13 protein-coding genes are annotated in these 13434 nt (G+C 69.2%); 8 read left to right on the forward strand and 5 right to left on the reverse strand.

Translation table 11 applies throughout. The features are described 5' to 3' along the window. Window positions 1-5 precede the first annotated feature (5 nt). From EZ313_RS07190 to EZ313_RS07205, 4 genes are read left to right on the forward strand one after another with little or no spacing between them, the layout of a single operon-like run. On the forward strand, window positions 6-1517 hold the full coding sequence (locus EZ313_RS07190) for an ABC transporter substrate-binding protein (protein ID WP_135262500.1): 1512 nt from the start codon (window positions 6-8) through the stop codon (window positions 1515-1517). Next, complete coding sequence (locus EZ313_RS07195; protein ID WP_135262501.1) at window positions 1514-2953, forward strand: amidase; 1440 nt, start codon at window positions 1514-1516, stop codon at window positions 2951-2953. Before EZ313_RS07190 ends, EZ313_RS07195 begins: the two co-directional genes overlap by 4 nt. Beyond that, window positions 2943-4280, forward strand: a complete 1338-nt coding sequence (locus tag EZ313_RS07200) for a tetratricopeptide repeat protein (RefSeq protein WP_135262502.1) — start codon at window positions 2943-2945, stop codon at window positions 4278-4280. Before EZ313_RS07195 ends, EZ313_RS07200 begins: the two co-directional genes overlap by 11 nt. Further along, a complete protein-coding gene (locus EZ313_RS07205; RefSeq protein ID WP_135262503.1) occupies window positions 4277-4996 on the forward strand; it encodes an alpha/beta fold hydrolase in 720 nt (239 codons plus the stop codon). Before EZ313_RS07200 ends, EZ313_RS07205 begins: the two co-directional genes overlap by 4 nt. On the opposite strand, the gene coaD is transcribed toward EZ313_RS07205, so the two are convergent. The 4 genes from coaD to EZ313_RS07225 all read right to left on the reverse strand — a co-directional run bounded on the left by coaD (window position 4974) and on the right by EZ313_RS07225 (window position 9093). Continuing rightward, a complete protein-coding gene (coaD, locus tag EZ313_RS07210) occupies window positions 4974-5477 on the reverse strand; it encodes a pantetheine-phosphate adenylyltransferase (protein WP_135262504.1) in 504 nt (167 codons plus the stop codon). The genes EZ313_RS07205 and coaD overlap by 23 nt on opposite strands. 27 nt (window positions 5478-5504) lie before the next feature. Next, entirely contained in the window at window positions 5505-6101 is a 597-nt protein-coding gene (rsmD, locus tag EZ313_RS07215) for a 16S rRNA (guanine(966)-N(2))-methyltransferase RsmD (RefSeq protein WP_135262505.1), read from the reverse strand. A 195-nt stretch (window positions 6102-6296) separates the two neighbouring features. Beyond that, window positions 6297-7622, reverse strand: coding sequence for a M16 family metallopeptidase (locus EZ313_RS07220; RefSeq protein WP_240788622.1), 1326 nt, complete (start codon window positions 7620-7622; stop codon window positions 6297-6299). A 31-nt stretch (window positions 7623-7653) separates the two neighbouring features. After that, the gene (locus tag EZ313_RS07225) at window positions 7654-9093 is read right to left on the reverse strand and encodes a M16 family metallopeptidase (protein WP_135262507.1); all 1440 of its coding nucleotides are present in this window, start codon (window positions 9091-9093) and stop codon (window positions 7654-7656) included. A 29-nt stretch (window positions 9094-9122) separates the two neighbouring features. Here EZ313_RS07225 and ftsY point away from each other — a divergent pair, with 29 nt between their 5' ends. Then, window positions 9123-10295 (forward strand): signal recognition particle-docking protein FtsY, encoded by a 1173-nt coding sequence (gene ftsY / locus EZ313_RS07230; RefSeq protein ID WP_135262508.1) that lies wholly within the window; start codon window positions 9123-9125, stop codon window positions 10293-10295. A 10-nt stretch (window positions 10296-10305) separates the two neighbouring features. Next, a complete protein-coding gene (selD, locus tag EZ313_RS07235) occupies window positions 10306-11367 on the forward strand; it encodes a selenide, water dikinase SelD (RefSeq protein ID WP_135262509.1) in 1062 nt (353 codons plus the stop codon). Here selD and cutA read toward each other — a convergent pair. Continuing rightward, complete coding sequence (gene cutA / locus EZ313_RS07240; RefSeq protein WP_240788547.1) at window positions 11364-11681, reverse strand: divalent-cation tolerance protein CutA; 318 nt, start codon at window positions 11679-11681, stop codon at window positions 11364-11366. The two genes, selD and cutA, sit on opposite strands and share 4 nt — an antisense overlap. Window positions 11682-11742: 61 nt before the next feature. Here cutA and EZ313_RS07245 point away from each other — a divergent pair, with 61 nt between their 5' ends. Next, complete coding sequence (locus EZ313_RS07245) at window positions 11743-12204, forward strand: Mpo1 family 2-hydroxy fatty acid dioxygenase (protein ID WP_135262511.1); 462 nt, start codon at window positions 11743-11745, stop codon at window positions 12202-12204. A gap of 189 nt (window positions 12205-12393) precedes the next feature. Next, window positions 12394-13326, forward strand: coding sequence for an RNA polymerase sigma factor RpoH (gene rpoH / locus EZ313_RS07250; RefSeq protein WP_135262512.1), 933 nt, complete (start codon window positions 12394-12396; stop codon window positions 13324-13326). Window positions 13327-13434: the final 108 nt, after the last annotated feature.

The following is a 13434-nucleotide window of genomic DNA, read 5'->3' on the forward strand; positions in this document are numbered from 1 at the left end:
TCGACATGTTGAAACGACGGACCGTCCTCACCTCCGCCGCCGCCGCGGGCCTGCCGCTCGTCCTGCCGGAACTGGCCCTGGCCCAGGGCCGCAAGGACTCGATCGTGCTGGCCATGGCCCTGGAGCCCAGCCCCGGCCTCGATCCCACCGGAGGCGCGGCCTCCTCCATCGGCGAGGTCACGCTCTACAACATCTACGAGACGCTGACCAAGATCCACCCGGACGGCAACGTCACGCCGCTGCTGGCCGAAAGCTGGGAGGTCTCGCCCGACCTCACCACCTACACCTTCCGGCTGCGCAAGGGCGTGAAGTTCCACAACGGCGAGCCGTTCAACGCGCAGGCCGTCAAGTTCTCGTTCGACCGCGCCGCCGGCGAGAAGAGCACGAACAAGGACAAGCGCACCTTTGCCAACCTCACCACGCGGGTCGTGGACGATCACACGGTGGTCGTGCTGACCAAGGAAATCGATCCCGACTTCCCGTTCCTGATGGGCCAGGCCACGGCCATCATCGTCGAGCCCAAGAGCGCCGACAGCAACGCGACCAAGCCGGTGGGCACCGGGCCGTATCGCCTCGAGAACTGGGTCAAGGGTTCTTCCGTCAGCCTGGTGAAGTGGGACGAGTACCGCAACGCGGCCAACATCAAGCTGCGCCGCGCCACGTTCCGCTTCATCGCCGATCCGGCGGCGCAGGTCGCCGCGCTGCTGGCCGGCGACGTCGACGCGTTCCCGCGCGTGACGCCGCGCAGCGTCGAGCAGTTCAAGGGCAACCCGCGCTTCCAGGTGGTCGTGTCCGGTTCGCGCGCCAAGACCATCCTGGCGCTGAACAATGGCAAGAAGCCGTTCAACGACGTGCGGGTGCGCCGCGCCATCGCGATGGCCATCGACCGCAAGGCCGTGATCCAGGGCGCGGGCGACGGCTACGGCGCGCCCATCGGCAGCCACTACCCGCCCAGCGCACCGGGCTACGTCGACGTGACGAACGTGAACCCGTTCGATCCGGAAAAGGCGCGGGCGCTGCTGAAAGAGGCGGGCATCACCTCGCCGCTGGAGTTGACGATCACGCTGCCGCCGCCGCCGTATGCGCGCCAAGGCGGAGAAGTCATCGCCTCGCAGCTGTCCAAGATCGGCATCACGGCCAAGCTGCAGAACGTGGAGTGGGCGCAGTGGCTGTCGGGCGTGTACGGCAACAAGAACTACGACATGACGATCATTTCGCACGTCGAACCGTTCGACCTGGGCAACTTCGCCAAGCCGGACTACTACTGGGGCTACAAGTCCCCCAAGTTCGACGAGCTGTACAACCAGTACAAGTCCACCGGCAACCCGAAGGATCGCACCCGCCTGCTGGCGGACATCCAGCGCCTGCTGGCTCAGGACAGCGTGCACGCTTTCCTCTACCAGCCGCAGTGGGTGACGGTGGCCAACCGCGGCGTGCGCGGCCTCTGGAAGGACATGCCCATCTTCGCGAACGACCTGTCGGGGCTGTCGTGGGGTGATGCGTCGAAGGCGGCATGACCAAGCAGTCCCCGGACCGCGCGCTGCATGAGCTCTCCGCCACGGAGCTGACGGACGGCTACCGCCGGGGGGACTTCTCCCCGGTGGAGGTTGCGCAGGTCGTGCTCGCGCACGTCGAGCGCTGGGAGCGCCACCTGCGGGCGCTCTACCTGCTGCGGCCGGAAAAAGCGCTGGAGCAGGCCCGTGCCAGCGAAAGGCGCTGGCTGCGCCGCGAGCCGCTCGGCCCGATCGACGGCGTGCCGCTCACGCTGAAGGAAAACATCTCCACCGAGGGCGACCCGACGCCGCTGGGCACGGCCGCGGTTGAATTGCTGCCCGCCCACGCCGACGCACCGCCTGCGGCGCGCGTGCGCGAGGCGGGCGGCGTGGTGATCGCCAAGACCACCATGCCCGACTACGGCATGCTGTCCTCGGGCCTCTCCAGCTTCCATCCGCTCGCGCGAAATCCGTGGAACCTGGCGATGACGCCCGGCGGCTCCAGCGCGGGTGGTGGTGCTGCTGCAGCCGCAGGCTACGGCCCGCTGCACGTCGGCACGGACATCGGCGGATCGCTGCGGCTGCCCGCGGGCTGGTGCGGCATCTTCACGCTCAAGCCCAGCCTGGGCCGCATCCCGATCGACCCGCCGTACATGGGCCGCGCGGCGGGGCCGATGACGCGCACGGTGATGGATTCGGCGCTCTTCATGCAGGTGCTCGCACGCCCCGATCCTCGCGACAGCATGAGCCTGCCGTGGCAGGACATCGGCTGGCACCAGGCCGACGCGGGGGTCGAGAAGCTCAGGGGCCTTCGCATCGGCCTGCTGCTGGAGGCCGGCTGCGGACTCGCGGTGATGCCGCAGGTGAAGGCGGCGGTGGAGAACGCGGCGCGCATCTTCGAACGCGTCGGTGCGCACGTGCAGCCGATGGAGCCCTTCATGACACTGGGCATGCTCGACGGCATGGACCACTTCTGGCGGATGCGCTCGCACGCGGACCTGAAGGCGCTGCCGCCCGCCCGCCGCGACAAGGTGCTGCCGTACATCCGCGCGTGGGCCGAGAGCGCCGCGGGCATGAGCGGCGAAGCCGTGTTCAAGGCGTTCAGCCAGTTCCACGTCACGCGCGTCGCCGCAGTCAATGCCTGCCGCGCTTTCGACTACGTGATCTCGCCGGTGTCGCCCGTGCCGGCGTTTGCCGCCGAACTGCCCTCGCCCACCAACGATCCGATGCGGCCGCTCGAACACATCGGCTTCACCGTGCCCTTCAACATGTCGGAGCAGCCCGCAGCTTCGATCAACTGCGGCTACACGAGCGACCGGCTGCCCATCGGATTGCAGATCGCGGGGCAGCGGTTCGACGACCTCGGCGTGCTGCAGGTCGCGCGTGCCTTCGAGATGCTGCGCGATCCGCAGCGGCCCTGGCCCCAGCCGCCGTCCGAAGCGCTGGACCATGTGGACTGACGCGCTCGGCAACCCGGTCACGCTTGAACAGGGTGGCGGCTCCCTGCCGCTGCTGAACGACTTCGTCGAAGGCTTCATCGCCAGCGAGGCGCGCGCGATCAACGTGTTCTCCGCGGCCGAGGACCCGTCGCCCATCCTGCAGGCCTGCATCGCCGCGGTGCACATGTTCGCGGAGTCGCGCGAAGCGCCCGTGAATGCGCGTCCCTTCATCCAACGAGCGCTGGCCGGCGCCGCGCGCACGACGCAGCGAGAGCAGCGCTTCATCGCGGCCGTCGCCGCGTGGGCCGACGCGGACGTGCCGCGCGCGATCCGACTGCACGAGGAGCAGGCGCGCGAGCACCCGCGCGACCTGGTCTCGCTCAAGCTCGGCCACTACCACCTGTTCAACCGCGGCGACGCACCGGGCATGCTGCGCATCGCGCTTGCGGCCGAGCCTCACGCAGCCGACGTGCCTTACCTGCACGGCATGCTGGCGTTCGCCTGGGAGCAGTGCCACGGGCTGGAGCAGGCCGAGGCGCATGCGCGCCGCGCGATCGCGATGCGGCGCAAGGAACCGTGGGCGCACCACGCACTCGCGCACGTGATGCTCACGCAAGGGCGCATCGTCGAGGGCCACGCCTTCCTGCGCGACGTGAGCGAAACCTGGGAGGGCCTGAACTCCTTCATGGTCACGCACAACTGGTGGCACCAGGCGCTGTTCGCGCTGGAGCTCGATCGCGCGGACGAGGTGCTGGAGCTCCACGACCGGCAGGTGTGGGGCGTCGCCAAGGACTACACGCAGGACCAGATCAACGCGGTGTCGCTGCTGGCACGGCTGGAGCTGGCAGGCTTCGACGTGGGCGATCGCTGGCACGACCTCGCGACGTACCTCTTGTCCCGCACCCAGGATCAGGTGCTGCCCTTCCTGGACTTGCAGTACCTGGTCGGGCTGGCTCGCGCCGGCCGGCCGGAGGCCGACGTCCTCATGGCCAACATCGAGGCACGTGCCGCCACCGCGCCAGAGCACGAACGTGCCGTGTGGCAGGACGTGTGCGTTCCCGCCGGCCGGGGCCTTCTGGCCTGGGCGCGCGGCGAGCATGTCCAGGCCGTGCGGCAACTCGGGCAGGCCTTGCCGCGCATGCTGGAGATCGGCGGCAGCCATGCCCAGCGCGACCTCTTCTCGCAGATCCACCTCGATGCGCTGATCCGCAGCGGGCAGTTGCCCGGAGCCCAGAACCTGCTGCAGCCGCAGATCCGCTCGCAGCCCGAGTCCCGTCGCCTGCGGCGACAAGGCTCGCAACTCTATGCGGCCCTCGGTCTTTCGCAGGCCGCCAACCGCCTGCTATGACGCTTGTTCTGGTGCCCGGCCTCGCCGGCGACGAGGTGATGTGGCGCGACCAGCTCGAAGGGCTGGAGGACCTGCGGCCCGAGGTGGCCGACGTCCACATGCGCCACGCCACCCTGCCCGAGATGGCGGCCGCGCTGCTCGCGCGACATCCGGGCCCGCTTGCGCTGTGCGGCGCATCGATGGGCGGAATGATCGCGATGGAGGCGGCGCGACAGGCGCCCGGGCGCGTCCTGGGCCTCGCTTTGCTGGGCACCAGCGCGCGACCCGAAGACGAGGAGATGCGCGGCATCCGCGAGAAGGCGATCGAGCTGTTCGCACAGGGGCGGGTGCGCGAAGTGATCGAGCCGAACGCGGCCATGGCATTCCACCCGGACCATGCACGCGACCCCGAGCTGGTCGGCCGCTACCTGGAGTTCGTGCTGCGCGCGGCCGCCGGGCAGCTCATTGCGCAGAACCGGGCCGTGATCGCAAGGCCCGATGCGCGCCGACACCTGCCTTCGCTTCGCTGCCCGGTGCTGGTGATGTGCGGCGAGGACGACCAGCTCACGCCGCCGGAGCTGTCACGCGAGATCGCGCAGCTCGCGCCCGGCGCGCAGCTGGTGCTGCTGCCCCGGTGCGGTCACATGCTGACGATGGAACAGCCGCATGCGGTCAACCACGCGCTGCGGCGCTGGTGGTCGCAGCTGGAAAGGCCTACGGACCGCCCAGGCTCCTGACCTTCTCCTGCAGGCGCCGCTGCACGAGCGGCGAGACGAACTTGTCGACCTCGCCACCCAGCACCGCGATCTCGCGCACGAAGGTGCTGCTGATGAACTGGTACTTGTCGCTGGGCGTGAGGAACACGGTCTCCACGTCCGGCATCAGGCTGCGGTTCATGCCCGCCAGCTGGAACTCGTAGTCGAAGTCGGTCACCGCGCGAAGGCCGCGCACCATGGCCTTGCCACCGCGCGCCACGACGAAGTCGCGCAGCAGGCCGGAGAAGCTTTCGACCGTCACCTGCGGATAGGGCTTGACCACCTCGCGCGCCATCTCGATGCGCTCGGCTAGCGAGAACATCGCCTTCTTGTGGTGGCCCGCGGCGACCGCGACGATCACCTTCTCGAACAACTGGGTGGCGCGGTGCACGACGTCCTCATGGCCCAGGGTCATGGGGTCGAAGGTGCCGGGATAGACGGCGATGACGGGGTGTTGGGCCATGGCGAACGAGGGACGAGCCGCAGCGGATTATGCGGCCGGGGAAGCCGCCCGCCCGAGCAGGTGGGCATGGACCGCGCCGGCCTTCAGGTGGCGCTGGACCACCAGTCCAGCCGCGTCGGCCTGGGCGGCTGACCACAGGGTCGGCGCCTCCAGGTACAGCAAGCCGCCTTCGCCCAACGCCGGCACGGCCGCGGCGACCGCCTTGTCGAAGAGGTCGGCGTCGAAGGGTGGGTCCAGGAACACCAGATCGAGGCCGGCGCCGGAGAACTCCTTCAGGACGGACAGTCCGTTCGCCCGGCGCACTTCCACCGCATCAGCGGAGAGCCTGGCCTTGATGGAGCGCAGCGTGCCGACCAGCTCAGGATCCTGCTCGACCAGCACGACCTGCCTGGCGCCGCGCGACGCAGCTTCGAACCCGAGCGCGCCCGTGCCGGCGAACGCATCCACGCAGCGCCAGCCGTCGAGGTCCTGCCCCAGCCAGTTGAAGAGCGTCTCGCGCACCCGGTCCGGCGTCGGGCGCAGCCCCGGCTTGTCCGCGACGGGAAGCCGCGTGCGCTTCCATTGGCCGCCGACGATGCGGACTTCATTGGGCACGCGGGCGGTGCGCGGGGCGGAGCGAGGCATGGGGCGCCCACTTTAAGCGAGCGCAAAAAAACCGGCGCGGCCCTTGCGGCGCCGCGCCGTATTCCTCTCTTGTTCGAAGCCGCGTTCTTCTTGTTCGACCGGCCTTCCGAGTCCCATGTGACAGCTCGTGAACCCGATTCTTCGCCAAAACGAGCCGCAGGCAAAGCCCGCGCCCTGTTAGAGTTGACAGTTGAGTTACGGCGGCGCAGCACCCACGGTGACCGTCACCATGCGCTCGGGTTGCAGCTTGCGCGCCATCGCCGCGCGCACGTCCTCCGCGCTGACCTTGGCGACCTGCGCGGTCCAGGTGTCCAGGTAGTCGAGCGGCAGGTTGTTCCAGGCGATCGACGCCACGTTGTCCAGCAGGTTGCGGTTGCTGTCGATGCGCAGCGGGAAACCGCCGATGAGGTAGTCCTTCGCGGCTTTGAGCTCGTCGGGGGTCGGCCCTTCAGCGACGAAGCGCGCGACCACGCCCTTCGCGACCTGTACGGCTTCGGCCGCCTGGTCGGGCCGGGTCTGCAGGCCGACGGTGAAGGCGCCCGCGTGCAGCCCCGGCGAGAAGTAGCTGTATGCGCCGTAGGACAAGCCCCGTTTTTCGCGGACCTCGGTCGACAGCCGCGAAACCAGTCCGCCGCCGCCCAGGATGTAGTTGCCCACGAGCAGCGGGAAGTAGTCGGGGTCGCTGCGCTTGTAGCCGGGTTGCCCGATGAGCACGTGCGCCTGCGCCGATTGGAAGGGAATGGCGCGCGTGAACGGCGAGGCCAGCGGAGGCACCTCCGGCACCGGCGGCAGCGCCGCGCAATCGCCCTGCCCTTGCGCCAGCCTCGCAAGCATGCGGGTCACGATCGCGTCGGCCTGCGCTCGGTCGACGTTGCCCACCACGCTCACCTTCGCGCGGCAAGGCAGCACATGGGCCCGGAAGAAGCGCCGCATGTCGTCAACACCAATCGCCCCCAACGAGGCTTCCGTAACGTCGGCGCCGTAGGGATGGCCGCCGTACACCGCCGCGTGGTAAGCCCGCGAAGCGACCGTGCCCGGGCGCGTGTTGGCCTCCCGGATCGAAGCGGCCCAGCGCTGCCGGTCGCGTTGCCACACATGGTCCGGGAACGCGGGCTCGCCAAGTTGCCGCGCCGCGAGGTGCAGCGCGCGATCCAGCAGCGCCGGGTCGGTGAGGGACCGCAGGCTGAAGCTCATGCGGTCACTGCCCGCATCGCCGCCGAAGCCGGCGCCGAGGTCGGCCCAGGCTTCGCCGAGCTGATTCTCGTCGAGCGCCGGTTCGCCGCCGATCGGCAGCAGGCCCTTGCCCGTCATGGAGGCGGTGGCGCTTGCCAAACCGGTCTGCCCGGGCGGATCGCGCCGGCCGCCCGCGTCGAAGTCGACGTGCACATCGACCATCGGGATGCTCCGGCTTTCCACCAGGTAGACGTGCGCTCCGCTGGGCTGTCGCCAGTGCTGGATCGGCAGGGCCGCCCAGGCGACCGGTCCCCACGCGAGCAGGAGGACCAGAACGCATTTGCGCATCACGCTGATTGCTGACGGCATCCGACGCCTCCTAGTGCCGCAAGCCGGCCGGCGGCGTGCGCGGGCGAGCGGCCGGATCGCGCGGGATCGGCCGCAGGATGCCGACCGTCAGCTGGTCGTCGACGAAGTATTTCGCCGCGACGGCCTGCACCTGCTGCGCGGTGACGGCCTTGAGGCGCTCCATCAGCCGTTCGGCGGAATCGAGCGGCAGGCCCCACGCCCAGAAGGTGCCGAGCTCGCGCGCCTGGCTGAACACCGAATCGCGCTTGTAGACCTCGGCCGCGATCCAGCGGGTCTTCACGCGCTGCAGCTCCGCTTCGCTGACGCCCTCGCGCGCGACACGCGCCACCTCGGCACGCAGCGCGGCTTCGACCTGTTCCGGCGTCTTGCCCGGCGCCGGCACGCCGTCCAGCGTGAACAGCTGCGGGCCGCGACCCCAGAGCCCGTTGCCCGCACCCGCGCTGTCCGCCACGCGGTCCTCGCCCTGGGTGAGCGCGCGATCCAGCCGCGCGCCGCTGTAGCCATCGAGCACGGCGGCGAGCACCGTGAGCGCCAGCGCGTCATCGCTGTCCGCGCTCGGCTCGAAGCTGCGCAGCTGCGGCACCTTGAACGAGAGCGCCACGTACGACTGCTCGGCCGGCCCCTTGTATTCGACGCGGCGCATGCCCGCCTGCTGCGGTTCGGTCCTCGGCTTGCGGACGGGCACCGCCCGCGCCGGCACGCTGCCGTAGAAGCGCTCGGCCAGCCGCAGCACCTGCGCCGGATCGACGTCGCCCGCCACCACCAGGGCTGCATTGGCGGGCACGTACCAGCGCTGGTAGAACTCGCGCGCATCCTGCGCCGTCATGGAATGAAGGTCGCTCATCCAGCCCGAGATCGGCCGCCGGTAGGGCGAGGTCAGGAAGACCGTCCCGCTGATCACCTCGTACAGCATCGAACGCGGCGAATCCTCGATGCGCAGGCGCCGCTCTTCCTTGACCACTTCCAGCTCGCGCCGGAACTCCTCGTCCGGCCAGCGGTTGTTGGCGAAGCGGTCGGCCTCCAGCCGCATCACTTCCTCCAGCTTGGCCGCCGGGATCTGCTGGTGGTAGCCGGTGAAGTCGCGGCCCGTGAAAGCGTTCTCGCGCCCGCCCATGGCCGCGATGCGGCGAGAGAACTCGCCGGGCGCCAGGCGCGCGGTGCCCTTGAAGAGCATGTGCTCCAGGACGTGGGCCACACCGGTCGTGCCGTCCACCTCATCCATCGAGCCCACCCGCACCCACAGCATGTGGACGGCGGTGGGCGAACGCCGGTCGGGCTTGACGATCACCGTCATGCCGTTGGGCAGCGTGTACTGCACCGCCTGGTTGGCGGCGGCCTCGGTCGAGGAACTGGAGGTGGGTGCCGTGGGCGCTTGGGCGATCGCGCCGCCTCCGGCGAGGAACAACGCGGCACAGCAGGCGGCCGCCGCGCGTCGCAGGGGGTGTTTCATAGAATCCCTTGATTCTAGAAACCTAGCCGATGTTCAGTTTCTTCCGCAGAAAACCGGCGGCCACTCCCGCGCCCGCGCCGGCTGCGACGCCGCTCCCTCCCGAACCCACCGCCGCGCCTGTCGCGCCTGTCGAGCGGATCGCGCCATCTGCGCCCGTCGCATTCGAGGCCGCGCCGGCCATCGCGCCCTCGCCCGCTCCCGCTCACGCGCCTGCACCTGAGCCAGCGCCTTCCGGCGGGCTCATCGGCAGCGCGCTCGTCAAGGCCATGGACGTGCCGGTTGCGCCACCGCCCGTGGCTCCCGAGCGGCAAGGCTGGATGAACCGCCTCACGGCCGGCCTGCGAAAGACGGGTTCCAACATCGCTCAGGTGTTCACGGGCGGGCAGATCGATGACCAGCTCTACGAGGAACTCGAGTCGGCGCTGCTGCTCGCGGACACCGGCGTCTCGGCCACGCAGCACCTGCTCGACGAGGTCAAGCGCAAAGTCGCCTCGACCGGCGCGACCCGACCCGTGCAAGTCAAGAACATCCTCGGCGACGCCCTCGCGCAGCTGCTCAAGCCGCTCGAGAAGACGCTGGTGATCGGCGAGCGGCAGCCGACCGTGATCATGGTCGCGGGCGTGAACGGCGCGGGCAAGACGACCTCGATCGGCAAGCTGACCAAGCACCTCGCCGACGAAGGCGCCTCGGTGCTGCTCGCCGCAGCCGACACCTTCCGCGCTGCGGCGCGCGAACAGCTCACGATCTGGGCGGATCGCAACACCGTCGAAATCGTCAGCCAGGAAGGCGGCGATCCCGCGGCGGTGAGCTTCGACGCAGTGAATGCCGGACGTGCGCGCGGCAAGGACGTGGTGATCGTCGACACCGCCGGCCGCCTGCCGACGCAGCTGCACCTGATGGAGGAGCTTCGCAAGATCAAGCGCGTGGTGCAGAAGGCGCAGCCCGATGCGCCGCACGAGGTGCTGCTGGTGATCGACGGCAACACCGGTCAGAACGCGCTCGCCCAGGTGAAGGCTTTCGACAATGCACTGGGCCTCACGGGCCTGGTTGTCACCAAGCTCGACGGCACGGCCAAGGGCGGCGTGCTCGCCGCCATCGCGCAGGAAAAGCCCGTGCCCGTGTATTTCATCGGCGTCGGCGAGAAACTGCAGGACCTGGAAACCTTCAACGCTCGCGAGTTCTCGCTGGCGCTGCTCGGGTGAGGAGCCTCCGATGAACCCTCCTTCTTCGGCGCCGGCCGAACCGCGGCTGACCTCGCTCTCGCACGGCGGCGGCTGCGGCTGCAAGATCGCGCCCGGCGTCCTGTCCGAGATCCTGAAGAACTCCGCGCGGCTGCCGATGCCGCCGCAGCTGCTGGTGGGCATCGAGACCGCCGACGACGCGGCGGTCTACCAGCTGAACGACGAACAGGCGCTCGTCGCGACCACCGATTTCTTCATGCCGATCGTGGACGATCCCCACGACTTCGGCCGCATCGCGGCCACCAACGCCATCTCCGACGTCTATGCGATGGGCGGCCGGCCGATCCTGGCGCTGGCGCTGGTGGGCATGCCGGTCAACGTGCTGTCCACGCAGACGATCGGACGCATCCTCGCGGGCGGTGAGTCGGTCTGCCGCGCCGCGGGCATTCCCATCGCAGGTGGTCACACCATCGACTCGGTCGAACCGATCTACGGGCTGGTCGCGTTGGGGCTGGTGCATCCGCGCAAGGTCCGGCGCAACGCCGACGCGCGCGCCGGCGACCGGCTGGTGCTCGGCAAGCCGCTCGGCGTCGGCGTGATGTCGGCGGCGCTGAAGAAAGAGGCGCTGGATGCGGGCGGCTACCAGCGGATGATCGCCACCACCACCCAGCTGAACACGCCCGGGCCGGACCTCGCCGCGATGGAAGGCGTCCACGCGCTCACCGATGTCACCGGCTTCGGCCTGGCCGGCCATGCGCTGGAACTGGCGCGCGGCGCGGGCCTGACGGTCTCCGTCGACTGGCGCCGCGTGCCGCTGCTGCCCGGTGTCGCGCAGCTGGCGGACGCCGGCCACGTCACCGGCGCGTCCGGGCGCAATTGGGCCGGCTACGGCGAGCAGGTCAAGCTGCCCGGGAGCTTCGGGGCCACGGACCGGGCCCTGCTCACCGATCCGCAGACCAGCGGCGGGCTGCTGGTGTCGTGCACGCCTGATGCGGTGAACGACGTGCTGGCCGTCTTCCGCAAGCACGGGTTCGCCGACGCCGCCGAGATCGGCGAAGTGGCGGCCGGCCCGGCGCGCCTGGTGGTGCGCTAGCCCGCTTCGACCTCGCCGCGCACCCAGTCCGCATAGCCCTCGCTCGCGGCCATGATGTGCCACAGGAGCTGCGGCACCTCGTAGGGATGCTGCTCGCCCATGAAGGCCTGCAGGCGGGTCACGAGCGCGGGCAGCGTCTTGATCGTGAGGCGCACTTCCGTTTCGGCGCACAAGGCGCCTTGCCAGCGGTAGTGCGACTGCACGCCTTCGTCCAGCTGCACGCAGGCTGCCAGGCGCTGCTCCAGCAGCGCCCGGGCCAGGCGCTCGGCGTCGTTCCGGTTCGCGACAGTCGTGGTCAGGCTGAGGATGTACATATACATTTCCAAGGGGTCCCGCCCCGGACGATCGATTGTTCCAAAGAGACAGGAGACCGACATGCAGACCATGACCGAACCGACGGCAGGCGCCGCCCCGCGCCGCGTGGACGCCCTGCTCGCCCACTACGCCGAGAGCCACCGCAACCCGGGCAACGAGGCGATCCACTGCGTGGCCATCCCGCTCATCATGCTCAGCCTGCTGGGCCTGCTCGCCGCGATCCATCCCTGGGTGGCCTACGCCTTCGTCGCGGCCAGCCTCGTCTATTACGCACGGCTGTCGCTGGTGTTCCTGTTGTCGATGGCTGTGCTGTCCGTCATCGGGCTGACCCTGGTGCATGCGATGGGGCGGTACGTCCTGCCGATTTCCGCGGTCGTGTTCGTGCTGGCCTGGATCGCCCAGTTCGTCGGCCACAAGATCGAAGGCAGGAAGCCGTCCTTCTTCGAGGACCTGCAGTACCTCTGGGTAGGTCCGCTTTTCGTCTTGGCCCTGCTGTTCCGCAAGCTCGGCATCCGCTGGTAGAATGTTTGCGCACACTCTCTGCAATTCTTAGGTCAGTCTTAGCTTTCTGACGAGCTCGGGAACCCCCGGGCGCCTGACCGAGTCCCACGCCGGTCATGAGTTCGCCCTATGGCGAGCATTGAACTGACGGCTTAGCACTCCCTCTAACCGAGTGCTAACATGACGGCCAAGATGAAAGGATCACCCCGTATGACAGCCTCGATTGCAGCCTCCGGCGGCGCGCTGGCAGTCGCCAGCCCGTGGGCGGTCGTTCCGTCGCTGGGCAACCTCGACGCCTACATCTCGGCGGTCAACCGCCTGCCGATGCTCACGGCCGAGGAGGAGCGCGACTACGCGCGCAAGTACAAGGATGAGAACGACCTGGAAGCGGCCGGGAAGCTGGTGCTGTCGCACCTGCGGCTGGTCGTGTCCGTGTCGCGCAAGTACCTGGGCTACGGCCTGCCCCACGGCGACCTGATCCAGGAAGGCAACATCGGCCTGATGAAGGCGGTCAAGCGCTTCGATCCCGACCAGGGCGTGCGCCTGGTGAGCTACGCCCTGCACTGGATCAAGGCCGAGATCCACGAGTACATCCTGAAGAACTGGCGCATGGTGAAGGTGGCCACCACCAAGGCCCAGCGCAAGCTGTTCTTCAACCTGCGGTCCATGAAGCAGGGCTTCAAGGACGAGGAAGACGCGCAGACCCATCGCGAGACGCTGACCGACGCGCAGATCGACGTGATGGCGCGTGAGCTGAACGTCAAGCGCGAAGAAGTCATCGAGATGGAAACGCGGATGTCCGGCGGCGACGTCCTGCTGGACCCTTCGCCCAGCGACGATGGCGAGGAAGCCTTCGGGCCGATCGCCTACCTGGCCGACGCCAGCCATGAGCCTACGGCCGTGCTCGAGTCGCAGCAGCGCGACGCGATGGCGACCGACGGCATCGCCGCCGCCCTGGAAGAGCTCGATGCGCGCAGCCGCCGCATCGTCGAGGAGCGCTGGCTCAAGGTGAACGACGACGGTTCCGGCGGCATGACGCTGCACGAGCTGGCCGCCGAGTACGGCGTGTCGGCCGAGCGCATCCGCCAGATCGAATCGGCGGCGATGAAGAAGATGCGCAAGGCCCTGGCCGCCTACGCCTGATCCTTCCGCGGCAGTTTTCCTCAAGCCCGGCGCTGCCGGGCTTTTTTTGCGTCTGCGGCGCACCACGCCGTCAGGGCTGCGTCACGGATGGGCTGAGAAACTCGCCCC

The organism is Ramlibacter henchirensis (genome assembly GCF_004682015.1).
Classification (GTDB): domain Bacteria; phylum Pseudomonadota; class Gammaproteobacteria; order Burkholderiales; family Burkholderiaceae_C; genus Ramlibacter; species Ramlibacter henchirensis.

What these genes read in the sequence shown, in the direction of transcription:
- EZ313_RS07190 (WP_135262500.1), top strand. Translation starts at nt 6, where the DNA reads ATGTTGAAACGACGGACCGTCCTCACCTCCGCCGCCGCCGCGGGCCTG.
- EZ313_RS07195 (WP_135262501.1), top strand. Translation starts at nt 1,514, where the DNA reads ATGACCAAGCAGTCCCCGGACCGCGCGCTGCATGAGCTCTCCGCCACG.
- EZ313_RS07200 (WP_135262502.1), top strand. Translation starts at nt 2,943, where the DNA reads ATGTGGACTGACGCGCTCGGCAACCCGGTCACGCTTGAACAGGGTGGC.
- EZ313_RS07205 (WP_135262503.1), top strand. Translation starts at nt 4,277, where the DNA reads ATGACGCTTGTTCTGGTGCCCGGCCTCGCCGGCGACGAGGTGATGTGG.
- coaD (WP_135262504.1), bottom strand. Translation starts at nt 5,477, where the DNA reads ATGGCCCAACACCCCGTCATCGCCGTCTATCCCGGCACCTTCGACCCC.
- rsmD (WP_135262505.1), bottom strand. Translation starts at nt 6,101, where the DNA reads ATGCCTCGCTCCGCCCCGCGCACCGCCCGCGTGCCCAATGAAGTCCGC.
- EZ313_RS07220 (WP_240788622.1), bottom strand. Translation starts at nt 7,622, where the DNA reads ATGCGCAAATGCGTTCTGGTCCTCCTGCTCGCGTGGGGACCGGTCGCC.
- EZ313_RS07225 (WP_135262507.1), bottom strand. Translation starts at nt 9,093, where the DNA reads ATGAAACACCCCCTGCGACGCGCGGCGGCCGCCTGCTGTGCCGCGTTG.
- ftsY (WP_135262508.1), top strand. Translation starts at nt 9,123, where the DNA reads ATGTTCAGTTTCTTCCGCAGAAAACCGGCGGCCACTCCCGCGCCCGCG.
- selD (WP_135262509.1), top strand. Translation starts at nt 10,306, where the DNA reads ATGAACCCTCCTTCTTCGGCGCCGGCCGAACCGCGGCTGACCTCGCTC.
- cutA (WP_240788547.1), bottom strand. Translation starts at nt 11,681, where the DNA reads ATGTACATCCTCAGCCTGACCACGACTGTCGCGAACCGGAACGACGCC.
- EZ313_RS07245 (WP_135262511.1), top strand. Translation starts at nt 11,743, where the DNA reads ATGCAGACCATGACCGAACCGACGGCAGGCGCCGCCCCGCGCCGCGTG.
- rpoH (WP_135262512.1), top strand. Translation starts at nt 12,394, where the DNA reads ATGACAGCCTCGATTGCAGCCTCCGGCGGCGCGCTGGCAGTCGCCAGC.